23 protein-coding genes and 1 tRNA gene are annotated in these 21,813 nt (G+C 75.2%); 21 read left to right on the top strand and 3 right to left on the bottom strand.

Features of this window, described 5'->3' with window-relative positions:
- Positions 1 to 3 precede the first annotated feature (3 nt).
- Positions 4 to 765 (top strand): class I SAM-dependent methyltransferase, encoded by a 762-nt coding sequence (locus ACI8AX_RS03960; RefSeq protein WP_456548496.1) that lies wholly within the window; start codon positions 4 to 6, stop codon positions 763 to 765.
- On the opposite strand, the gene ACI8AX_RS03965 is transcribed toward ACI8AX_RS03960, so the two are convergent.
- A complete protein-coding gene (locus tag ACI8AX_RS03965) occupies positions 758 to 1,573 on the bottom strand; it encodes a trans-aconitate 2-methyltransferase (protein ID WP_456548497.1) in 816 nt (271 codons plus the stop codon). The two genes, ACI8AX_RS03960 and ACI8AX_RS03965, sit on opposite strands and share 8 nt — an antisense overlap.
- A 48-nt stretch (positions 1,574 to 1,621) precedes the next feature.
- On the opposite strand from ACI8AX_RS03965, the gene tmk reads away from it, so the two are divergent.
- From tmk to ACI8AX_RS04000, 7 genes are all read left to right on the top strand, one after another.
- Positions 1,622 to 2,335: a dTMP kinase gene (gene tmk / locus ACI8AX_RS03970; protein WP_456548498.1), complete on the top strand. Its 714-nt coding sequence runs from the start codon at positions 1,622 to 1,624 to the stop codon at positions 2,333 to 2,335.
- Positions 2,332 to 3,525 (top strand): DNA polymerase III subunit delta', encoded by a 1,194-nt coding sequence (locus ACI8AX_RS03975; RefSeq protein ID WP_456548499.1) that lies wholly within the window; start codon positions 2,332 to 2,334, stop codon positions 3,523 to 3,525. The genes tmk and ACI8AX_RS03975 overlap by 4 nt, the downstream gene beginning before the upstream one ends.
- A 50-nt stretch (positions 3,526 to 3,575) precedes the next feature.
- A tRNA-Thr gene (locus ACI8AX_RS03980) sits at positions 3,576 to 3,648 on the top strand.
- Between the two features lie 255 nt (positions 3,649 to 3,903).
- Positions 3,904 to 4,773 (top strand): LLM class F420-dependent oxidoreductase, encoded by an 870-nt coding sequence (locus ACI8AX_RS03985; RefSeq protein ID WP_456548500.1) that lies wholly within the window; start codon positions 3,904 to 3,906, stop codon positions 4,771 to 4,773.
- 76 nt (positions 4,774 to 4,849) lie between these two features.
- The gene (locus ACI8AX_RS03990; RefSeq protein WP_456548501.1) at positions 4,850 to 6,118 is read left to right on the top strand and encodes an amidohydrolase family protein; all 1,269 of its coding nucleotides are present in this window, start codon (positions 4,850 to 4,852) and stop codon (positions 6,116 to 6,118) included.
- Positions 6,119 to 6,617: 499 nt separating this feature from the next.
- Positions 6,618 to 7,085 carry a hypothetical protein gene (locus ACI8AX_RS03995; protein ID WP_456548502.1) on the top strand — a complete coding sequence of 156 codons (468 nt, stop codon included), beginning with the start codon at positions 6,618 to 6,620 and terminating at the stop codon, positions 7,083 to 7,085.
- 52 nt (positions 7,086 to 7,137) lie between these two features.
- On the top strand, positions 7,138 to 7,596 hold the full coding sequence (locus tag ACI8AX_RS04000) for a hypothetical protein (RefSeq protein ID WP_456548503.1): 459 nt from the start codon (positions 7,138 to 7,140) through the stop codon (positions 7,594 to 7,596).
- A gap of 118 nt (positions 7,597 to 7,714) precedes the next feature.
- Here ACI8AX_RS04000 and ACI8AX_RS04005 read toward each other — a convergent pair whose 3' ends face one another.
- On the bottom strand, positions 7,715 to 8,209 hold the full coding sequence (locus ACI8AX_RS04005) for an inorganic diphosphatase (protein WP_409331065.1): 495 nt from the start codon (positions 8,207 to 8,209) through the stop codon (positions 7,715 to 7,717).
- Positions 8,210 to 8,264: 55 nt separating this feature from the next.
- Here ACI8AX_RS04005 and dacB point away from each other — a divergent pair, with 55 nt between their 5' ends.
- The 10 genes from dacB (at position 8,265) to ACI8AX_RS04055 (ending at position 17,819) form a co-directional block, all read left to right on the top strand.
- Positions 8,265 to 9,695, top strand: coding sequence for a D-alanyl-D-alanine carboxypeptidase/D-alanyl-D-alanine endopeptidase (dacB, locus tag ACI8AX_RS04010; RefSeq protein WP_456548504.1), 1,431 nt, complete (start codon positions 8,265 to 8,267; stop codon positions 9,693 to 9,695).
- A gap of 60 nt (positions 9,696 to 9,755) precedes the next feature.
- A complete protein-coding gene (locus tag ACI8AX_RS04015) occupies positions 9,756 to 10,844 on the top strand; it encodes a zinc-dependent metalloprotease (protein WP_456548505.1) in 1,089 nt (362 codons plus the stop codon).
- Positions 10,845 to 10,851: 7 nt separating this feature from the next.
- Positions 10,852 to 11,880 (top strand): tRNA lysidine(34) synthetase TilS, encoded by a 1,029-nt coding sequence (gene tilS, locus ACI8AX_RS04020; protein ID WP_456548506.1) that lies wholly within the window; start codon positions 10,852 to 10,854, stop codon positions 11,878 to 11,880.
- Positions 11,877 to 12,464 (top strand): hypoxanthine phosphoribosyltransferase, encoded by a 588-nt coding sequence (gene hpt / locus ACI8AX_RS04025; protein ID WP_456548507.1) that lies wholly within the window; start codon positions 11,877 to 11,879, stop codon positions 12,462 to 12,464. Before tilS ends, hpt begins: the two co-directional genes overlap by 4 nt.
- A gap of 344 nt (positions 12,465 to 12,808) precedes the next feature.
- Entirely contained in the window at positions 12,809 to 14,830 is a 2,022-nt protein-coding gene (gene ftsH, locus ACI8AX_RS04030; protein ID WP_456548508.1) for an ATP-dependent zinc metalloprotease FtsH, read from the top strand.
- 51 nt (positions 14,831 to 14,881) lie between these two features.
- Positions 14,882 to 15,499 (top strand): GTP cyclohydrolase I FolE, encoded by a 618-nt coding sequence (gene folE / locus ACI8AX_RS04035; RefSeq protein ID WP_456548509.1) that lies wholly within the window; start codon positions 14,882 to 14,884, stop codon positions 15,497 to 15,499.
- Complete coding sequence (gene folP, locus ACI8AX_RS04040) at positions 15,496 to 16,356, top strand: dihydropteroate synthase (protein WP_456548510.1); 861 nt, start codon at positions 15,496 to 15,498, stop codon at positions 16,354 to 16,356. The genes folE and folP overlap by 4 nt, the downstream gene beginning before the upstream one ends.
- Complete coding sequence (gene folB, locus ACI8AX_RS04045; RefSeq protein ID WP_456548511.1) at positions 16,349 to 16,771, top strand: dihydroneopterin aldolase; 423 nt, start codon at positions 16,349 to 16,351, stop codon at positions 16,769 to 16,771. The genes folP and folB overlap by 8 nt, the downstream gene beginning before the upstream one ends.
- Positions 16,768 to 17,289 (top strand): 2-amino-4-hydroxy-6-hydroxymethyldihydropteridine diphosphokinase, encoded by a 522-nt coding sequence (gene folK / locus ACI8AX_RS04050; RefSeq protein WP_456548512.1) that lies wholly within the window; start codon positions 16,768 to 16,770, stop codon positions 17,287 to 17,289. The genes folB and folK overlap by 4 nt, the downstream gene beginning before the upstream one ends.
- A complete protein-coding gene (locus ACI8AX_RS04055) occupies positions 17,286 to 17,819 on the top strand; it encodes a DUF3180 domain-containing protein (RefSeq protein ID WP_456548513.1) in 534 nt (177 codons plus the stop codon). Before folK ends, ACI8AX_RS04055 begins: the two co-directional genes overlap by 4 nt.
- Here the strand turns inward: ACI8AX_RS04055 and ACI8AX_RS04060 are convergent.
- The gene (locus ACI8AX_RS04060) at positions 17,816 to 19,000 is read right to left on the bottom strand and encodes an ATP-binding cassette domain-containing protein (RefSeq protein WP_456548514.1); all 1,185 of its coding nucleotides are present in this window, start codon (positions 18,998 to 19,000) and stop codon (positions 17,816 to 17,818) included. The genes ACI8AX_RS04055 and ACI8AX_RS04060 overlap by 4 nt on opposite strands.
- A gap of 3 nt (positions 19,001 to 19,003) precedes the next feature.
- Here ACI8AX_RS04060 and ACI8AX_RS04065 point away from each other — a divergent pair, with 3 nt between their 5' ends.
- From ACI8AX_RS04065 to ACI8AX_RS04075, 3 genes are all read left to right on the top strand, one after another.
- Positions 19,004 to 19,726: an ABC transporter permease gene (locus tag ACI8AX_RS04065; RefSeq protein ID WP_456548515.1), complete on the top strand. Its 723-nt coding sequence runs from the start codon at positions 19,004 to 19,006 to the stop codon at positions 19,724 to 19,726.
- A 73-nt stretch (positions 19,727 to 19,799) separates the two neighbouring features.
- Entirely contained in the window at positions 19,800 to 20,537 is a 738-nt protein-coding gene (locus ACI8AX_RS04070; protein ID WP_456548516.1) for an ABC transporter permease, read from the top strand.
- A gap of 149 nt (positions 20,538 to 20,686) precedes the next feature.
- Complete coding sequence (locus ACI8AX_RS04075) at positions 20,687 to 21,700, top strand: glycine betaine ABC transporter substrate-binding protein (RefSeq protein ID WP_456548517.1); 1,014 nt, start codon at positions 20,687 to 20,689, stop codon at positions 21,698 to 21,700.
- The last annotated feature ends 113 nt before the right edge of the window (positions 21,701 to 21,813 follow it).

Here is a 21,813-nt window from a genome sequence, read left to right on the forward strand (position 1 = left end):
GCCGTGACCGACTCCCTCGACCCGGCCGCCTGGCAGGCGCGCCGGACGTCGTTCGGGTCGGTCGCGGCCGACTACGCCGCGCTCCGGCCGGGCTACCCGGCGGACGCGGTCGCCTTCCTCCTCGGCGCCCGGCCGCGGCGCGTGCTCGACCTCGGCGCGGGCACCGGCCTGCTCACCGAGGTCCTGCTGGCCGCCGGGCACGAGGTGGTGGCCGTCGACCCCGCGGAGGAGATGCTCGCCCAGCTGCGGTCCCGCCTGCCCCAGGTCGACGCCGCGGTCGGGGACGCCGAGCGGATCCCGCTGCCCGACGCCTCCGTCGACGCGGTCGTCGCCGGCCAGGCCGCGCACTGGTTCCGGCCCGGGGAGGCCGCCCCCGAGCTGCGCCGGGTGCTGCGCGCCGGGGGCGTCGTCGGCTTCGTGTGGAACACCCGCGACGAGCGGGTCCCGTGGGTACGGGCGCTCGGGGAGGCACTGGCCGCCGAGGCGCGCGGGCACGAGGCCGACCAGAGCGTCGTCGACGCGTTCGCCCGCGCGCTGCCGGCGCGGGTGGCCCACGCGGAGTCGTCGGTGCGGCAGCAGGTCACCCCGGAGCAGGTGGTCGGGGGGATCGGCACGCGCAGCTACGTCGCCACGATGGACACCGCGGCGCGCGAGGCGTTCCTCGGCGGCCTGCGCGACCTGCTCGCCGGCCACCCCGACACGCGCGGTCGCGCCGTCCTGCAGCTGCCGTACCGGACCGACGCCTACCGGCTCGAGCTCAGCTGACCCGCCGTCCGACGGCGAACACCCGGCGGAACGGCAGCACCGTCGTCCCGTCCGGCCGCGGCGGGTAGGCCGCGCGCAGCCCGGCGGCGTAGGCGGCGGTCAGCTCCGCGCCCTCGGCGTCGTCGAGGAGGGCCAGGACCGGCCGCAGCACGGTGCTGCGCACCCACTCGAGCACCGGGTCCTCCCCGGTGAGCACGTGCAGGTAGGTGGTCTCCCACGCCTCGGCGCGCAGGCCGGCGGCCTCCAGGACGCCCAGGTAGCCGGCCGGGTCGAGCACCGGCTCCGCCGGGGGAGCGGCGGCGGCCAGCCGCTCGCGCCACCGCGGCGAGGTGCACAGCTCCGCCAGCAGCCGGTGCGTCGGGGCGCCGGAGTTGCCGGGGACCTGGAGCGCCAGCTCCCCGCCGGCGGTCAGGTGCCCGGCCCAGCGGGACAGCAGCCGCCCGTGCCCGGGGACCCAGTGCAGGACGGCGTTGGTGACCAGGACGTCGACCGGCCCCGCGGGCGCCCAGTCCCGCACGTCGCCGAGCTCGAAGCCCACCCGGCCGGGGACGGCGTGCCGGGCGGCGGCCGCCAGCATCTCGGGGGAGGAGTCCACCCCGGTGACCCGCGCGCCGGGCCAGCGCCGCGCGAGCGACGCGGTGAGCGCCCCCTCGCCGCACCCGAGGTCGACCACGACCCGCGGGTCGGCCGCGCCCACGCGGGCCAGCAGGTCGGAGAACGGGCGCGCCCGCTCGTCACCGAAGCGCAGGTAGTGCGCCGGGTCCCAGGGCGCCGGGGCCGGGGGGCGGCCGGCATCGGGGACTGCCACGGTGCCGACCCTACGAGCGCACCGGGAGCGTCACCCCCGGCCGGTACCGTGGCGCCCGCGCGACCGGCCCGCCCGGCCGCGGCCCGCCCGCACGACCCCCGGGAGAGCGTCATCCCCAGCACCGGCCGCCCCGGCACCTTCCTCGCCTTCGAGGGCGGGGAGGGGGCGGGCAAGTCCACCCAGGTGCGGCTGCTCACCGAGGAGCTCACCGCCGCCGGCCACCGCGTGCGGGCGACGTTCGAGCCCGGTGACACCCCGGCCGGCGCGGTGGTGCGGCAGCTGGTCCTCGACCGCGCCGACCTGGCGCTCAGCCCCCGCGCGGAGGCGCTGCTGTACGCCGCCGACCGCGCCCAGCACACCGCCGAGGTGCTGCTGCCGGCGCTCGAGGCCGGGGAGGTGGTGGTCACCGACCGCTTCGTCGACAGCTCGCTGGCCTACCAGGGCGCCGGCCGGGCCATCCCGCTCGAGGAGGTCGCCCGGATCTCCCGGTGGGCGACCCAGGCCCTGGTCCCCGACCTGACGGTGCTGCTCGACCTGCCGCCGGCCACCGGGCTGGCCCGCGCCCGCGGCCGCGCCGCCGCCGACCGCATCGAGGCCGAGTCCCTGGACTTCCACGAGCGGGTGCGGCAGACCTTCCTGGAGCTCGCCGCCGCCGAGCCGCACCGCTACCTCGTGCTCGACGCCACCGGCTCGCCCGAGGAGATCGCCGCCCGGATCCGCGACCGCGTCGCCGCGCTGCTCGTCCCGGCGGCGACCCCGTGACCGCGTCCACGGCCGAGGGCGTCTGGGCGGGCCTGGTCGGGCAGGACGACGTCATCGCGGTCCTGCGCGGCGCGATCGAGGACCCGGCGGCCATGACCCACGCCTGGCTGTTCACCGGTCCGCCCGGGTCGGGCCGGTCGGTGGCCGCCCGCGCCTTCGCCGCCGCGCTGCAGTGCCCCGCCGGCGGTGACGGCACCTGCCACGCCTGCCGCACGGTGCTGGCCGGCACGCACGCCGACGTCTCGGTGATCGTCCCCGACGGGCTGTCGATCGGCGCCAAGGAGGCCCGCGAGCTGGTCCGGCTCGCCGGGCGGGCACCGTCGCAGGGGCGCTGGCAGGTCATCGTGGTCGAGGACGCCGACCGGATGACCGAGCACGCGGCCAACGCCGTCCTCAAGATGCTCGAGGAGCCGCCCCCGCGCACCGTCGTCATGCTCTGCACGCCCAGCCTGCACCCGGACGACATCATGGTGACCATCCGGTCCCGCTGCCGCGTGGTCGGCCTGCGGACACCGCGGGTGGAGGCGATCGCCGACGTGCTGGTCGCCCGGGACGGCGTGGACCCGGCCATGGCCGCGTGGGCCGCCGCGGCGTCGGGCGGGCACGTCGGCCGCGCCCGCCGGCTGGCCCGGGACGAGGGCGCGCGGCTGGCCCGCAAGGCGGTGCTCGACGTGCCGCTGTCGCTGGTCTCCCTGGCGGCCTGCCTCAACGCCGCCGACGACCTGGTCGCCGCGGCGAAGGAGGAGTCCGACCAGGCGACCGCAGCGCTCGACGGCGCGGAGACCGAGGCGCTCAAGAACAGCCTCGGGGTCGGCGCCCGCGGCCCCGGGGTCGCCGCGGCCAGCCGCGGCGCCGGGCAGATCAAGGAGCTGGAGAAGCGGCAGAAGTCGCGTGCCACCCGGCTGGGCCGCGACTCGCTCGACCGGGCGCTGGTCGACCTGGCGGCGCTCTACCGGGACGCGCTGGTCCTCGCCGCGGTCCGCGGGGACGGGGGAGAGCCGCCGCCCCTGGCGCACCCCGACCGGCGGGCCGACGCCGAGGAGCTCGCCGCCCGGATCGGCGCGGAGGGGGCGTTGCGCCGGATCGACGCCGTCCTGGCCTGCCGCACCGCGCTGGAGCAGAACGTGAAGCCGCAGTTCGCCGTGGAGGCGCTCACCGTCGCGCTGCGACTCCCCGTCGAGCGCGACTGACCGGTGCACGGTCCCGCCGGGGCGGTGTCGTAGGCTGGTCGCGCACGTCCGCCGCCTTAGCTCAGTCGGTAGAGCATCTCACTCGTAATGAGAAGGTCGTCGGTTCGATTCCGACAGGCGGCTCTCCTCCTCCGACGACCCCGTCCCCTCCGGGCGGGGTCGCGTCGTCTCCGGGCCGGGTGTGGCTCCGGTGCTGGTCCAGCCGCTGGTGGACACCCCGTCGGACCACGGGCCATCCTTGCCGCGCGGGGATGACCTGGCTCACACTCGCGTATCGCAAGCCGTACGATTGCCAAGGCCGCATCCGCGGGTGAAGATGTGACCGATGTCAACACGTCGAAGCATCCGCGAGCTCCGTCGGGTGCCGAGGAGCGCTGCATGAGACTCGGTCTCCACCTGAACGACTACTCGCACCTCGGCGAGCCCGCGCAGATGGGACCGGCGCTCGCCCGCATCGCCCGGGCGGCGGAGGACGCCGGCTTCGCCCGGCTGAGCACCACCGACCACCTGTGGCAGATCAGCCTCATCGGCGAGGAGGACGAGCCGATGCTGGAGGCCTACACGACCCTGGCCTTCCTGGCCGGTCAGACCTCGCGCATCGAGCTGCAGACCCTGGTGACCGCCGCGACCTACCGGGCCCCCGGCCTGCTCGCGAAGATGGTCACCACCCTCGACGTCCTCTCCGGCGGGCGCGCCTGGCTGGGCATCGGCACCGGCTGGAACGAGCAGGAGGCCACCGGCCTCGGCCTGCCCTACGACCACCACGACGGCCGCTACCACCGGCTCGAGGAGACCGTCCGCATCTGCCTGCAGATGTGGAGCGGCAGCGACGACCCGATCGTCACCGAGCACTACCAGCTCGGCCAGACGCTCAACGTGCCGGCGGCGGTCCAGCAGCCCCGCCCGCGGCTGCTCATCGGCGGCGGCGGCGAGCTGCGCACCCTGAAGCTGGTCGCCAAGTACGCCGACGCCATGAACGTCTGGGGCGGCGAGGACGCCGGTCAGAAGATCACCCGGCTGCGGGAGCGGTGCGAGGAGGTCGGCCGCGACCCCGACGAGATCGAGAAGACGGCGCTGTGGACCTTCGACGTCGAGGGCCCGAAGGGCGTCGACGGCGTCCTCGAGGACCTGCGCCGGCTGCACGAGCTCGGCTTCACGACCGTCTACGGGTGGGTGCCCGACCTCGGCACCGAGGCCCCGCTCGAGCTCATCGGCTCGAAGGTCGTCCCGGAGGTCAGCTCCTGGTGACGACCTCGCCGGGCCGCACCGGACGTCAGGCACACCCCAGCACGCCAACGATGTAGCAGATGAGAGAGGAACGGGCATGAACGTCGAGGACATGATCATGATCAGCATCGACGACCACGTCGTCGAGCCGCCCGACATGTTCAAGAACCACACCCCGGACAAGTGGAAGGACGAGGCGCCCAAGTCCATCGCGGACGAGAACGGCTACGAGAAGTGGTGGTTCCAGGGCAACTCGATGGGCACCGTCGGCCTCAACGCCGTCGTCGGCTGGCCGAACGAGGAGTGGGGGCTCAACCCCGCCACGTTCGCCGAGATGCGCCCGGGCGCCTATGACATCCACGAGCGGATCAAGGACATGAACCGCAACGGGATCCTCGCCTCGATGTGCTTCCCCTCCTTCGCCGGGTTCAGCGCCCGGTACTTCCAGGAGGCCAAGGACAAGGACCTGGCCCTGATCTTCCTCAAGGCCTACAACGACTGGCACATCGACGAGTGGTGCACGGCCTACCCCGGCCGGATGATCCCCTGCGCGATCCTCCCCGTCTGGGACCCGGTCGAGCTGGTCAACGAGGTGAAGCGGGTCGCGGCCAAGGGCGTCAAGGCCGTCACGATGCCCGAGCTCCCGCACATCCAGGGCCTGCCCAGCTACCACGACCTGGAGTACTGGGGCCCGTTCTTCCAGACGGTCTCCGAGCTCGAGGTCGTCATGTGCCTGCACATCGGCCAGGGCTTCGGCGCCATCCGCATGGCCCCCGACGCGCCGATCGACAACATGATCATCCTGGCCACCCAGGTGTCGACCTTCGCCGCGCAGGACCTGCTGTGGGGCGGGGCCATGCGGAAGTACCCCGACCTGAAGATCGCCTGGTCGGAGGCCGGCATCGGCTGGATCCCGTTCTACCTGGACCGCTGCGACCGGCACTACACCAACCAGCGCTGGCTGGGTCACGACTTCGGCGGCAAGCTGCCCAGCGAGATCTTCCGCGAGCACTCGCTGGCCTGCTACGTCACCGACCCGACCGCGCTCAAGGTCCGCCACGACATCGGCGTCGACATCATCGCCTGGGAGTGCGACTACCCGCACTCGGACTCGATCTGGCCCAACGCCCCGGAGTTCGTCAACGCGGAGATGAAGGGCTCCGGCGTCCCGGACGACGAGATGCACAAGATCCTGTGGGAGAACACCACCCGGTTCTTCGGCCTCGACCCGTTCAAGCACATAGCCAAGGAGGACGCCACGGTCGGCGCCCTGCGCGCGCTGAGCCCCGACGTCGACACCACCATCCGCAGCAAGCACGAGTGGCGGAAGCTCTACGACCTGCGCCAGCAGGCCCGGACCGCCTGAGCACGGGCCTCCCGCGGGGAGGCCGCCGACGCCGCGTCGGCGCACGGCCGAGGGGTCGTGGGCCGGCGCGGCGTCGCCGCGTCGTGGCCGTCCCTCCCGCCCGGCGAGCCACTCCCGCGCCGCCGGCCACAGGCGCAGCGACGCCTCCCACGCGCCACCAGGGGCAGTGGCGGTGGGCCCGCTAGCGTGCGCCTCCGTCGTCCTCCGACCCCCGAGGCGGCGCCCCCGGTGAGCCCCCGGCGCGCCTGCGGCCCACGCACGTCGCGTCAGCGCGCCCCCGACCACCGCCGGACGAGGAGTCCCCATGACCAGTCCCCCCGGTAGCCCGCAGGCCTGGCCCGCCGGGTCCGACGGACACCCTCCGGTGCCGGGCGGCCCCGCCCGGTACGGCGTGGCCCCGGCGCCGGGGCCGCAGGTCTGGGGACCGCCGGCCCCCGTCGCACCCCCGTGGGGACACGGGGCGTACGGCCCGCCGCCGGGACACCAGGCCTGGGTCCCGGTGCCGGCCGGCCCGGGGGGCTCCCCGGACGGCGGGTCGGGCGAGACCCGGGGCAAGTGGCTCGCCGGCATCGTGGCCTCCGCGGTCATCGGGCCGCTGGCCGTCTTCTTCCTCACCCGTGAGGGCGGGCCGCTGAACCCCGAGGACCCGCCCCCGCTGGGTGGCGACATCTCGGCCGTCGAGCTGAGCACCGCCAACCCGTGCTGTTCCTTCTCGGTCAACTTCCAGCTGGAGGGCTACCGGGGCCAGGACGTGACCATCGAGGCCGTCATCACCGAGGCGACCACGGGAGTGCAGAGCGATCCGTTCCCGGTGACCGTGGTGCAGCCCGAGGCGGACCGGGACCAGGCCGTGATCACCAGCGAGGTCCCCCTGGAGGCGGGGACCTTCACGGTCACGTACGTCCTGATCGACCCCGACGGCATGGTGCTGGACCGCATGACCAGCGGTCCCGTCGAGGTGTCCTGACCTGCCACCGGAGCGCCCGGCGGGGTCCCGGTGGCGCGGTTACGGTCGGGGAGTGGGACGACGCGCGGGCACCCTGACCCTCCTGGCGACGGCTGCGGCCCTGGTCGGCGGCTGCACGTCGGAGGTCACCGGCACCGCCTCGCCGGTCGGTGAGGGGACGCCGCCCGCGCTCTCGGACGAGGAGCGCCAGGAGGTCTTCTGCACCGAGGTGCCCGACCTGCTCGCCGACATCACCGACGACTTCGAGGACGTGCAGACCGACCCGGCGACCGCGATCGCGGCGCTGGAGGACGCCGTCGCCCGCATGCAGGAGGTGCAGCCGCCGGACGACGTCGCCGACGAGTGGGGGCGCCTGGTCACCGCCTGGCAGGACCTCCTCGCCCTCGTCGAGCAGGTCGACCCCGGCGACCCCTCCTCCGGCACGGACCTGGCCGACGAGTTCCTGGACCTGCAGGCGGAGCTGGTGGACGCGGGCACCGCGGTCGACGAGTGGGGCCAGGCCAACTGCTGAGCCGGGGCGCCGCCGGCCGGGGCCACCGACAGCGACGGCGGTGCACCCGCCAGGGGTGCACCGCCGTCGGCTGTCCGTCGTGCGCTCGGCGGCCGCTCGGAGAGAGGGCCAGGGGGAGTCAGTGGTGCGGCTCGGCCTCACGGGCCCGCTGCAGCGAGGCCTCGATCTCGGCCTCGGCCTCGGCGCGCCCGACCCACTCGGCGCCCTCGACCGACTTGCCCGGCTCCAGGTCCTTGTAGGTCTCGAAGAAGTGCTGGATCTCCAGCCGGTCGAACTCCGACACGTCGGTGATGTCCTTGAGGTGCGACATCCGCGGGTCGGTCGCCGGGACGGTGAGGACCTTGTCGTCCCCACCCGCCTCGTCGGTCATCCGGAACATGCCGATCGCCCGGCAGGTGATGAGGCACCCGGGGAAGGTCGGCTCCTCCAGCAGGACCAGCGCGTCGAGCGGGTCGCCGTCCTGGCCGAGGGTGTTCTCGATGTAGCCGTAGTCCGCCGGATAGCGGGTGGAGGTGAACAGCATCCGGTCCAAGCGGATGCGGCCGGTGGCGTGGTCCAGCTCGTACTTGTTCCGCTGGCCCTTGGGGATCTCTACCGTCACGTCGAACTGCACGTCTCGTAGTGTGGCCCACGGCTCCCGGCACCCGCGCCGGAGGTCGTCCCAGGGGGTGGGCACCATCGCGTCGAGCGGGTCGACGACCGTCACGCCGAAGTACTCGCGCTTCCGTCGCCGGCTGGTCCTGGCGGGTCTCGCCGTGGTCGCCGTCCTGGCCGTGGTGGCCGTCCTGGTGGTCCGGGCGCTGGGCGGGGACGACGGCGCCGCCGACGCCGCCGGCGGGACGACGGTCGCCGGCGCGCAGCTGCCCGAGGTCGGCGAGCCGTCGCCCGTGCTGGCGGAGCTGTCCGCCGACGCCCCGGCGCCCGACCCGGCCGCCCTCGAGGCCGTGCTCACCCCGCTGGTGACCTCGCCGGCCCTCGGCACCGCGCCGGCGGCGCACGTCGTCGACGTCGCCACCGGGGAGGTGCTCCTGGACCGGGACGGCGACCGCCCGGCCGTCCCCGCCTCCACCGCCAAGCTGCTGACCGCCGTGGCGGCCCTGACCACCCTCGACCCCGACGACACGCTGACCACCACCGTGGTCGCCGGCGCCGCGCCGGGCGAGGTCGTGCTCATCGGGGGCGGCGACCCGACCCTGTCGACCACCTCGCCCTCGCTGACCTACCCGGGCGCGGCGACGGTGGCCGACCTGGCCGGCCAGGTCCAGGCGGCGCTGGCCGGGGCGCCGGTCACCAGCGTCGTCGTGGACAACGGCCTGTTCACCGGTCCGCTCACCGCGCCGGGGTGGGGCCCGGGCGACGCGCCGTCGAGCTACGCGGCGCCGGTCACCGCCACCGCCGTCGACGGCGCCCGCCTCACCGCCGGCGCCACCGCGCGCAGCGGCGCCCCGGGCACGGACGCCGGCCGGGCGCTGGCCGCGGCGCTGGGCGCCCCCGGAGCCGCCGTGCGGCTCGGCGAGGCCCCCGCGAACGCCACGGTGCTCGGCACCGTCGAGTCGGCGCCGGTCGCCCGGCTGGTGGAGCAGATGCTGGCGCTGTCGGACAACGTCCTCGCCGAGGCGCTGGGCCGGCACGTGGCGCTGGCCCGCGACCTGCCCGCGACCTTCGACGGCGTCGCCGAGGCGGTCCCCGCGGCCCTCGAGGAGGCGGGCTTCGACCTCACCGGCGTGACCCTCGCCGACGGCAGCGGCCTGTCGGCCTCCGACCGGGTGCCCGCGACCCTGCTCACCCGCGTGCTCACCGCCGCCGCCGACGGCTCGGTCCCGGGCACCTCGGCGGTCGTCTCCGGGCTGGCGGTGGCCGGCTGGGACGGCACCCTCGTCGACCGCGGCGACACCGACCCCGCCACCGCACCGGGCTCGGTCCGGGGCAAGACCGGCACGCTGCTGGGCGTGCACGCGCTGGCGGGGACCGTGGTCACCGCCGACGGCCGGCTGCTGGCCTACGCGCTGATGGCCGACGGGGTCTCCGGGGCCCCGGAGGCGGCCGAGGACGCGCTCGACGCGGCCGCCTCCGCGCTGGCCGCCTGCGGCTGTTCCTGAGCCCCGGTCCCGGGCTCCGGCGGACGGCGCCGCGAGCCGGCGCGCGCGTACGGTGAGCCGATGAGCCGCGCCGCCTCCCTGGTCGACTGGGACCTCGCCGGACGCACCGCCCGCCGGCTGGTCAGCCCGGGCCCGCAGACGACGCGGGAGGAGGCCGCCGCCGTCGTCCGCGAGCTGCACGAGGCCGCCGCCACCGCCATCGGCCACGTCGAGGGCCTCACCGGACTGCGGCCGGCGCCCGGCGGCCCCGTGCCCGAGGTCGCCGTCGTCGACCGGCCCGGCTGGGTCGACGCGAACACCGCGGGGATGTCGGCGCTGCTGGACCCGCTGGTCGACCAGCTCGCGGAGAAGCAGGGCACCAGGCCCGGCCCGATCGCCACCGCGATCGGCTCCCGCGCCACCGGCGTGCAGGCGGGGGCGCTGCTGTCCTTCCTGTCCTCCCGGGTGCTCGGGCAGTACGAGGTCTTCGGCACCGGCGGCCGGCTGCTGCTGGTCGCCCCCAACATCGTCGACGCCGAGCGCCGGCTGGGCGTGGACCCCGGCGACTTCCGGTTGTGGGTCTGCCTGCACGAGGTCACCCACCAGCTGCAGTTCACCGGGGTGCCCTGGCTGCAGGGCCACCTGGAGTCGCTCATCACGGAGTTCGTCGAGGCGACCGACCTGGACACCGACGTGCTGCGCGACCGGCTCCGCGACGTCGTCCGCAGCCTCGGGGACGCCGTCCGCGGCGGCGACGACGGTGACGAGCCGCAGGGCCTCATGGCGCTGGTCGGCGACCCGCGGCAGCGCGCCGTCCTCGACCGGGTCACCGCGGTCATGAGCCTGGTCGAGGGGCACGCCGAGTACGTGATGGACGGCGTCGGCCCGGACGTCGTCCCCTCGGTGCGCACGCTGCGCAAGCGGTTCGCCCAGCGGCGCAAGGGCCGCGGCCCCGTCGACCGCGTGCTGCGCCGGCTGCTCGGGCTCGAGCAGAAGATGAAGCAGTACGCCGACGGCCGGTTCTTCGTCGGCGGGGTCGTCGACCTCGTCGGCATGGAGGGCTTCAACCGGGTGTGGAGCGGTCCCGACGCGCTGCCGCGGATCGAGGAGCTCACCGACCCGGCGCGCTGGGTCGACCGCGTCATCGGCCGCCCGGCCATCCCCGCCTGACCGCCGGGTGAGCGGCCCGCCCCGCGCCGTCGCGGTCCTGCGGCACGCCGTCCGGGCGGGACTGCGCCGCTCGGTGGCGCCGGTCCTGGCCGCCTGCAGCGGGGGAGCGGACTCGGTGGCGCTGGCCGCGGCGCTCGCCTTCGAGGCCCGCGACGCCGGCGTCCGCGTCGGCGGGGTGACCGTCGACCACGGACTGCAGCCCGGTTCGGCGCAGCGGGCGGAGCGGACGGCGGCGCTGCTGCGCGACCTCGGCCTGGACCCGGTGCTCGTCCTCGCCGTCGACGTCGGCGGCGCCGGCGGGCCCGAGGGCGCCGCCCGGGAGGCCCGGTACGCGGCCCTGACCGCCGCGGCCCGGGAGCACGGCGCCCGCGTCGCGCTCGGCCACACCCTCGACGACCAGGCCGAGACCGTGCTGCTCGGCCTCGGCCGCGGCTCGGGCCCGCGCTCGGTCGCGGGCATGGTGGCCGAGCGGGAGGACGACGGCGTGCTCTGGTGGCGGCCGCTGCTCGGCGTCCGGCGCGCCACGGCCCGGCAGGCCTGCGCCGACCAGGGCCTGCCGGTGTGGGACGACCCCTGGAACAGCGACCCGGCCTACACGCGGGTGCGGCTGCGCGCCGAGGTGCTCCCGCTGCTGGAGGAGGTCCTCGGCGGCGGGGTGGCCCCCGCGCTGGCCCGCACCGCCGGCCTGCTCCGCGAGGACCTCGACGCCCTCGACGGGCTCGCGGCCGCCGAGCTCGCCCGCCTGGCCGCCGAGGCCGGGGACGGCGGCCTGCCCGCCCGTCCCCTGGCGCCGCTGCCGGCCGCCGTCCGCCGGCGGGTGCTCCGCGGCTGGCTGCGCGCGGGCGGCGTCCCGGACCTGCAGGCGGTGCACCTGCGCGCGGTGGAGACGCTGGTCACCGCCTGGCGCGGCCAGGGCCGGGTGGACCTACCCGGTGGCGCGGGCGTCGTCCGGACGTCTGGCAGGCTGGTCCTGCAGCCGCCCTCGGGCCGCGGCTCCGACCGCGGCCCCGCACCCCTCGAGGAGCCCCACCCGTGACGGACCCCGCCAGCACCTCCGGGGGACTCGGTCCCGACCACGGGTACGGCCCGGACATCGACCACGTCCTGCTCAGCGAGGAGCAGATCCAGGCCAAGATCACCGAGCTGGCCGAGGAGGTCGCCCGCGACTACGCCGGCAGGGAGGTGCTCCTGGTCGGCGTCCTCAAGGGCGCCGTCCTGTTCATGAGCGACTTCGCGCGGGCCCTGCAGCTGCCCACCCAGATGGAGTTCATGGCCGTCTCCTCCTACGGCAGCGCCACCAGCTCCTCGGGCGTCGTCCGCATCCTCAAGGACCTCGACCGCGACATCAGCGACAAGCACGTGCTGGTGCTCGAGGACATCATCGACTCGGGGCTGACGCTGTCCTGGCTGCTGAAGAACCTCGGCGGCCGCGGGCCCGCCTCGCTCGAGGTGTGCGCGCTGCTGCGCAAGCCCGACGCGGTCAAGGTCGAGGTGCCGGTGAAGTACATCGGCTTCGACATCCCCAACGAGTTCGTCATCGGCTACGGGCTGGACTACGCCGAGCGCTACCGGGACCTGCCCTACATCGCGACGCTGAAGCCCGAGGTGTACTCGACGTGATCCGTCGGCCTCCGGCCGACACCGCGGCCAGGTGCCGTCCCGCCCCGGGCTGAGCCGCTGCCCGTGTCCCGGCCGGGGACCGTCGGGGCCCCGCGGCCGGGCCACCCCTGCTCCGTGCCGTCCCCGGCGCCGCTCGACCCGTCACCACGGCGTGACCGAGACGGCGTCGTCCACACGGGTGGACCGCAGTCTTCGCACAGGTCCCGTACAGGGGCCCCGGTGTACCTTCGATCGCAACGACGCTGCACCGGCGCGCGGGTGCCCACCCGGGGCGCGGGACGCGTCCCCCGGACGATCAGGAGGGTCGACGGGTCAGGCCCGTCAGGGCCGCCCGGCATCGGTGTATGGAACGCAAGAAGATCTTCCGCTCCGTGTGGTTCTGGGTCGTCCTCGTCATCCTGCTGGCGGTGGGCTTCTCCACCCTGTTCAGCGGCGGCGACGAGTACCAGGACGTGTCCACGGCCACCGCCCTCCAGCAGATCGAGGACGGCAACGTCGAGAAGGTCACGATCAACGACAAGGAACAGACGCTCGACCTCGAGCTGACGAACCCGGTCGAGGGCAGTGACCGCATCACCGCGTCCTTCCCGGTGGGTGCCTCCGACGACGTCTTCGACCTCGTGTCCGGGCAGGACGGCGAGGGCGGCCAGAGCGGTGACGGCGTCGAGTTCGACACGAACGTCACGCAGGAGAACGTCTTCGTCAGCGTCCTCATCAGCTTCCTGCCGTTCGTGATCCTCCTGCTCCTGCTGTTCTGGCTGTTCAACTCCATGCAGGGCGGCGGCCGCGGCGTCATGGCCTTCGGCAAGTCCAAGGCCAAGCAGATCACCAAGGACACCCCGAAGACGACGTTCGCCGACGTCGCCGGCGCCGACGAGGCCATCGAGGAGCTCCAGGAGATCAAGGACTTCCTCGCCAACCCCGTGAAGTTCCAGGCCGTCGGCGCCAAGATCCCCAAGGGCGTGCTGCTGTTCGGCCCGCCCGGCACCGGCAAGACCCTGCTCGCCCGCGCCGTCGCCGGCGAGGCGGGCGTGCCGTTCTTCTCGATCTCCGGCTCGGACTTCGTCGAGATGTTCGTCGGCGTCGGCGCCAGCCGCGTGCGCGACCTGTTCGAGCAGGCCAAGCAGAACGCGCCGGCGATCATCTTCGTCGACGAGATCGACGCGGTCGGCCGCCACCGCGGCGCCGGCATGGGCGGCGGGCACGACGAGCGCGAGCAGACGCTCAACCAGATGCTCGTCGAGATGGACGGCTTCGACGTCAAGGGCGGTGTGATCATGATCGCCGCCACCAACCGGCCGGACATCCTCGACCCGGCGCTGCTGCGCCCGGGCCGCTTCGACCGCCAGATCGCCGTCGACCGGCCCGACCTCGAGGGCCGCAAGGCGATCCTCGCCGTCCACGCCAAGGGCAAGCCGCTCGCCCCCGACGTCGACCTGGAGACGCTGGCCCGCCGGACGCCGGGCTTCACCGGCGCCGACCTGTCCAACGTGCTCAACGAGGGCGCGCTGCTCACCGCCCGGCACAACGGCACCGTCATCACCGACGCGGTGCTGGAGGAGGCGATCGACCGGGTCATCGCCGGCCCCGAGCGCAAGACGCGGGCGATGAGCGAGAAGGAGAAGAAGGTCACCGCCTACCACGAGGGCGGCCACGCCCTGGTGGCGCACGCACTGCCCAACCTGGACCCGGTGCACAAGGTGACGATCCTGCCGCGCGGCCGCTCGCTGGGGCACACGCTCGTGCTGCCGACCGAGGACAAGTACACCCAGACCCGGTCGGAGATGATCGACACCCTCGCCTACGCCCTCGGCGGGCGCGCGGCCGAGGAGCTGGTCTTCCACGAGCCGACCACCGGCGCCGGCAACGACATCGAGAAGGCCACCTCGATGGCGCGGGCGATGGTCACCCAGTACGGCATGAGCGCCAAGCTCGGTGCGGTGAAGTACGGCAGCACCGACTCCGAGCCGTTCCTCGGTCGGGACATGGGCTCGCGGCCGGACTACTCCGAGGCCGTCGCCGCCGACATCGACGCCGAGGTGCGCGCGCTCATCGAGGCCGCGCACGACGAGGCGTGGGAGATCCTCGTGGAGCACCGGGCCGTGCTCGACCAGCTCGTCCTCGAGCTGATCGAGAAGGAGACCCTCTCCAAGGAGGACATGGCCCGCATCTGCGCGCCGGTCCACAAGCGGCCCTCGCTGGCGCCCTACAACGGCTTCGGCAAGCGGACGCCGTCCGACCAGCCGCCGGTCCTCACCCCCGCCGAGCGGGCGGCGATGGCGGGCGGCAACGGGGCGAACGGCAACGGCCACGTCTCCGGCGGGTCCAGCCCGGTGGGCGACGTCGGTGCGCCCGTGCAACGGTGATCGGGCCCTGACCCCCAGGTCGCAGCCACCGACCGCCGCCGAGGAGCAGCCATGAGCGAGATCCCCGAGGAGCCCGAGGACGAGGTACGCCCCGTCCCCGGGAGAGTCGACCACGCGCGGGCCGAGGCCGCGGTCCGCGAGCTGCTCGTCGCGGTGGGGGAGGACCCTGACCGGCCGGGCCTGCAGAACACCCCCGGCCGGGTGGCCCGCGCCTACGCGGAGACCTTCGCCGGGCTGTGGCAGGACCCGGCCGAGGTGCTCGCCACGGTGTTCGACGAGGACCACGACGAGCTGGTCCTGGTCAAGGACATCCCGATGTACTCGACCTGCGAGCACCACCTGGTCCCCTTCCACGGCGTGGCACACGTCGGGTACATCCCGAACGAGGACGGCCGGGTGACCGGGCTGTCCAAGCTCGCGCGGCTGGTCGACGTCTACGCCCGCCGGCCGCAGGTGCAGGAGCGGATGACCCGGCAGATCGCCGACGCGCTGAACGACGTCCTCAAGCCGCGCGGCGTCATCGTCGTGATCGAGGCCGAGCACCTGTGCATGGGCATGCGGGGCATCCGCAAGCCCGGCTCGTCCACGGTCACCTCGGCGGTGCGCGGGATGTTCCGCGACAGCGCCGCGACCCGCGCCGAGGCGATGAGCCTCGTGCTGGGGAAGTGAACGAGCGCATCCGGCTCCCGCAGCCCGGGCGCTGCGTGGTCATGGGCGTCCTGAACGTCACCCCCGACTCGTTCTCCGACGGCGGCTGCTTCGCCGACGCACCGACCGCGATCGCGCACGGCCTGGCCATGCACGCGGCCGGTGCCGACTACGTCGACGTCGGCGGGGAGTCCACCCGCCCCGGCGCCGACCGGGTGGACGCCGACGAGGAGTGCCGGCGGGTGGTCCCCGTCGTCCGCGAGCTGGCGGCCGCCGGGGTCCGGGTGAGCGTCGACACCACCCGCGCGGAGGTCGCCGAGGCCGCCATCGGGGCGGGCGCCACGCTGGTGAACGACGTCAGCGGCGGGCTGGCCGACAAGAACATGGCCGAGCTCGTCGCCGAGGCCGGCGTCCCCTGGGTGCTCATGCACTGGCGCGGCCACAGCCGCGAGATGTACGCCGCCGCGCGCTACGGCGACGTCGTCACCGAGGTCTGCGCCGAGCTGACCGCCCGCGTCGAGGACGTCGTGGCCGCCGGCGTGGACCCCGCGCAGCTGGTGCTCGACCCGGGACTGGGCTTCGCCAAGCGGGCCGAGCACAACTGGCGGGTGCTCGCCGGGCTGGACCGGGTCGTGGCCCTCGGCCTGCCGGTGCTGGTCGGCGCCTCCCGCAAGACCTTCCTGGGCCGCGAGCTGGCCGCCGCAGACGGGACCGTGCGCCCCGCCGAGCAGCGCGACGCCGCGACCCTGGCCACCACCGTGCTCGCCGCCGAGGCCGGGGCCTGGGGCGTGCGCGTGCACGACGCCGCGGCCTCGGTGGACGCGGTGCGCACCGTCGCCGCCGTCCAGCGCGCCCGACAGGAGAGCCGACGTGCCTGACCGCATCACCGTCCGCGGCATCACCGCCCACGCCAACCACGGCGTCTACGACTGGGAGCGGGAGAAGGGGCAGACCTTCTCCGTCGACGTCGTCCTCGAGCTCGACACCCGGGCGGCCGCGGCCGGCGACGACCTCGACCGCACGGTGAACTACGCCGAGCTGGCCCAGGGCCTGCACGGCATCCTCACCGGCGAGCCGGTCGACCTGCTCGAGACCCTCGCCCAGCGGATGGCCGACGCCTGCCTGGCCGACCCGCTGGTCGACGCCGTCGAGATCACCGTGCACAAGCCCGACGCGGAGCTGGGCGTCCCCTTCGACGACGTGACGGTGGCCATCCGGCGGACGAAGGACCCGGTCCTCCCCACGGCTCGCGAGCTCGCCGTGGGTCCCGCGACCGGGCCGAAGGACGAATGACGACGCCGCCTCTCCGGACCCGTGCGGTGCTGTCGCTGGGCGCCAACCTCGGGGACCGCGCCGCGACCCTGCGCGAGGCGCTCGACGGCCTCGCCGCCGACGGGCTGCTCGCCGCCTCCGCGCTCTACGAGACCCCGCCGTGGGGCCCGGTGGAGCAGCCGCCGTACCTGAACGCGGTCGCGCTGGTCGAGGGGCCGCGGGACGCCGTCGGCTGGCTGGCCCGGGCCCACGAGCTCGAGCAGGCCGCCGGCCGCACCCGGGAGGTGCGCTGGGGCGCCCGCACCCTGGACGTCGACGTCGTCGCCGTGGTCGCCGACGACGGCACGCCGGTGGTCTCCGACGACCCGGTGCTCACCCTGCCGCACCCGCGCGCGCACGAGCGGGCGTTCGTGCTGGTGCCGTGGGCGGAGGTCGACCCCGACGCCGTGCTGCCCGGCCACGGGCCGGTGACCGGCCTGCTCGCCGCGCTGCCGCGGGAGGACGTCGACGCCGTGGTGCGCTGGGGGGACCGGCCGTGACGCCGGTCAGCCGACGCGACCTCGTCGTCGCCGCCGTCGGGCTGGCCGTGGCCACCTGGCTGGTGGTGCGGTCGGCCTACGGGGACCTGCCGCCGCTGCGCTGGTGGCTGCCGGTGCCGCTGGCCCTGCTCGCCGTCGCCGAGGCGATGGCCGCCCGCGCGCTGGGCTCCCGGCTCGGCGCCCTGCGCGACGCCCGCCGCACCGCCCGCGGGGGCCGGCCCTCGGCCGCCGCCGGCGCCGCCCCGGCGCCTGGCGGCGTCCGGCCGCTGGAGCCGATGCTGGTGGCGCGGGTCGCCGTCCTCGCCCAGGCCAGCGCGTACGTGGGCGCGGTCTTCGTCGGCGTGTGGGCCGGGGTGCTGCTGCACGTCGTCCCCGCCCTGGACCGGCTGGACGCCGCCGGCGACGACACGGTGACCGGTGTGATCGGCGTCCTCGCCTCGGCGGCGCTCACCGGGGCCGCGCTGTGGCTGGAGCACGTGTGCCGCGTGCCGCCGTCGGAGGACGACGACCCGGGCTCCGTGCGCGCCTAGCCGGCGGTCACCGACCGGCGGAGCGTCGTGTGCACCGTGCCGGCGGTGAGGACGCCGACGTAGCCCCCGTCGCCGTCGACGACCGGCACCGCGTCGGCGTCCGAGCGCAGCAGCACCGACAGGCCGGTCTTGAGCGTGGCCGTCACCGGGACCGGCTCGGCGGCCGGCTGCATCGCCGCCCCTGCCGTGCCCGCCCCGCCGGCGCGGCCGGCCGGCAGCCATCCCCGCGGCCGGCCGCCGGCGTCCACGACGACCGCCCCCGGTGCGCCGCCCAGCGCCGCGGCCGCCTCCGCCAGCGGCGTCTCCGGCCGCACCACCGGCGGCCGGGCCAGGTCGGCGGGGTCGACGGGCGTGACCGCCAGCCGCTTGAGCCCGCGGTCGGCGCCGACGAAGTCGGCCACGTAGTCGTTGGCGGGCCGGCCGAGCAGCTCCGCGGGCGGGGCGAACTGCTCGACGTGCCCGCCGGAGCTCATGACCGCGATGCGGTCGCCGAGCCGCACGGCCTCCTCGATGTCGTGGGTGACGAACACGATCGTCTTGCGCACCGCCGCCTGCAGCCGGAGGAACTCGTCCTGCAGCCGCTCGCGGACGACCGGGTCGACCGCGGAGAACGGCTCGTCCATCAGCAGGACGCCCGGGTCGGCGGCCAGCGCCCGGGCGACCCCGGCCCGCTGGCGCTGCCCGCCGGAGAGCTGGGCGGGGTAGCGGTCGCCGTGCACCGCCGGGTCCAGCCCGACCGTGGCCAGCAGCTCGTCGACGCGGGCGCGGGTGCGGCGGCGGTCCCAGCCGAGCAGCCGCGGGACCGTGGCGACGTTCGCGCGCACCGTCTGGTGCGGGAAGAGCCCGACGTTCTGGATGACGTACCCGATCCGCCGGCGCAGCCGGTCGGGGTCGACGCGGGTCACGTCCTCGCCGCCGAGCACGATCCGGCCGGTGGTCGGCTCGATGATCCGGTTGATCATCTTCATGGTCGTCGTCTTGCCGCAGCCCGAGGGCCCGACGAGCACCGTGAGCTCCCCGGCGGCCAGGGTGAGGTCGAGCTCGGCGACCCCGACGGTGCCGTCGGCGTAGACCTTGCTGACGCCCTCCAGCCGGATCTCGGGAGCCGGGTCGGGGGAGCCGTCCCCGGGCTCGACCGAGGCGGGGGCAGCGGGGCGGGCGGGTGCGGCAGTAGCGTCCACGGGGTGGCCCTCCTGTCGGTGCGCCCTCTGCTGGGCGCGTCGAGCGACCTCTCGCTCGCGGTGGACGAGGCGCCGAACCCGTGGTTCGACCCGTCGTTCGTCTCGCGCAACTGGGACACCATCATGGGCCACCTGCGCGAGCACGTCTGGCTGACCGTCGCGGCCGTGGTGCTCGGGGCGCTGATCGCGCTCCCCCTGGCGCTGCTGGCCCGCCGCAGCCGGTGGCTGGCCGGCCCCGTGCTCGCCTTCTCGACGATCGTCTACACGATCCCGTCGCTGGCCCTGTTCGCGCTGGTCCTGCCCCTCACCGGGCTGTCGGCGACCACGGTCCTCGTGGGGCTGACCGCCTACTCCCTGGTGATCCTGGTGCGCAGCTTCCTCGCCGGGCTGCAGAACGTGCCCGACGACGTCCGCGAGGCCGCCCGGGGGATGGGGCTGAGCCCGGCGCAGCTGTTCGTGCGCGTGGACCTGCCGCTGGCCCTCCCGACCTTCATGGCCGGCCTGCGGGTGGCGACCGTGTCGACCGTCGCCCTCACCACCGTCGGCGTCCTGGTCGGTCACGGCGGGCTCGGCCAGCTCATCACCGGCGGGCTCGCGCACAACCAGTACCGCGCGGAGATCGTCACCGGGGCGGTGGGCTGCGTGCTCCTGGCCCTGGTGGCGGACCTGCTGCTCGCCGGCCTGGAACGCCTGCTGACCCCGTGGGCCCGGGCGGCACGCACGTGAGCGGGCTGGCGAGGCCACGGGGAGGCGGAGCAGCGCCGCGGACGCTGCCGACGAGCGCCGGCGAGGAGGCGGCGTGAGCGACCTCGACCGCGCGTTCGTCTACCTCAACGACCCGTTCAACTGGACGCGGCGCGACGGCATCCTCGACCTGCTCGGGGAGCACCTGTGGGTCTCCGGGGCGGCGGTGGCCGGCGCCATGGCGGTGGCCCTGCCGCTCGGCACCGTGCTCGGCCGTGCCCGCCGCGGTTCCGGGGCGGTCGTCGTCCTGTCCAACGTCAGCCGGGCGATCCCCACGCTGGCCCTGCTGACGGTCTTCGCCGTCACCCCGATCGGCTTCGGCAACCGCTCGACGGCGATCGCGCTGGCCGTCTTCGCGATCCCGCCGATCCTGACCAACACCTTCGTCGGCTTCCGCGGGGTGGACGCCGACGTCCGCGAGGCCGCCCAGGCCATGGGCATGTCGCGCGGGCAGGTGCTCAGACGGGTCGAGGCGCCGCTCGCCGCCCCGCTGGTGCTCACCGGCATCCGGACGGCGGCGGTGCAGGTGGTGGCCACGGCCACGCTGGCCGCGCTGGTCGGCGGCGGCGGCCTCGGCCGGATCATCAACCTCGGCTTCGGCCAGCGCGACTACGGCGTGATGATCGCCGGGGCGATCCTCGTCGCGGCCCTCGCGCTGCTCACCGAGCTGGTCCTCGTCGTCCTGTCCTGGGCGCTGACGCCGGGGCAGCGCCGGCTCCCGTTCCGGCACGTGCGGCGCGACGTCGTCCGCCCGGGGACGCCGGAGCCGACCGCCAGCGGCATGCCGCTGTGAGCCCGGACACTCGATAACAAGGGCACAACACATCCGTCGGGCGGTTGGAACCGCCGCCCGGCGCGGGGTTGCATGGCGGTGCGGGAGACCTCCCGCCAGACACGCGTGGCGGCCCCGGTGGCCGCACGGGACACAGAAGGCGGGCGGCTATGACGAGGCGCACCCGGGTCCTCATCCCCCTGGCTCTCGCGGCGGTGCTGGGCACCGCGGCCTGCGGCGACTCCGGCTCCTCGGGCACCGGGGGCGGCGGCGAGTCGAGCGGCAGCGCGGCCAGCGGCGACGCGTGCGCCCCCGTCCCCGGCGACCAGCTGGTCGTGCTCGAGGACGACCAGCAGCTGCAGCTGGCCGACAACGTCGTGCCCGCGGTCAACGCGGCGACCGCCTCCGCGCAGCCGGCTCTGATCCCGGCCCTGGACGCCGTCTCCGCGGCGCTCACGACCGAGGAGCTCATCGAGATGAACGCCGGGGTCGACCTCGAGCGCCGCACCGTCGACGAGGTCGCCGACGAGTGGGTCGAGGCCAACGGCGTGACCGAGGGCCTGGAGCAGGGCAGCGGCAGCATCGTCATCGGCGCGACCGACTTCAGCGAGTCGGAGATCCTGGCGACGATCTACGCCCGCACGCTGGAGGCCGCCGGCTTCGACACCGAGGTGCGCACGGTCGGCAACCGCGAGCTCTACCTGCCCGCGCTCCGGTCCGGCACCGAGATCCAGGTCTTCCCCGAGTACCTGGCCACCGTCACCGAGGCGCTCAACGCCGAGTTCAACGGCCCCGACGCCACCCCGGTGGCCACCAACGACGCGCAGGAGACCGCCAGCGCCGCCCGGCCGCTGGCCGACCAGGCCGGCCTGGTCTTCGGCGAGCCGTCCGAGGCGGTCGACCAGAACGCGTTCGCCGTGACGCAGGAGTTCGCCGACCAGCTCGGCGTCAGCACGCTGTCGGAGCTCGCCGACGCCTGCGGCGACGGCTCGCTCGTCCTGGGCGGGCCGGAGGAGTGCCCGACCCGGCCGTTCTGCCAGCTCGGCCTGGAGGACACCTACGGCCTCGAGTTCGCCTCCTTCGTGCCGCTCGACGCCGGCGGTCCGCTGAGCAAGACCGCGATCCAGCAGGGCGAGGTCTCGATCGGGCTGGTCTTCAGCTCCGACGGCGCGCTCGCGCAGTAGCGTTCCCGGCCCTGTCGAGGGGCCGGCTCCACGGGCCCCGGCGGGATCCCCGCCGGGGCCCGTGACGTCTGTGTCACGGGTGTTGTTCGGAGCGTGAGTGCAGGCCGTCGCGC

The organism is Blastococcus sp. SYSU D00813, from assembly GCF_054050735.1.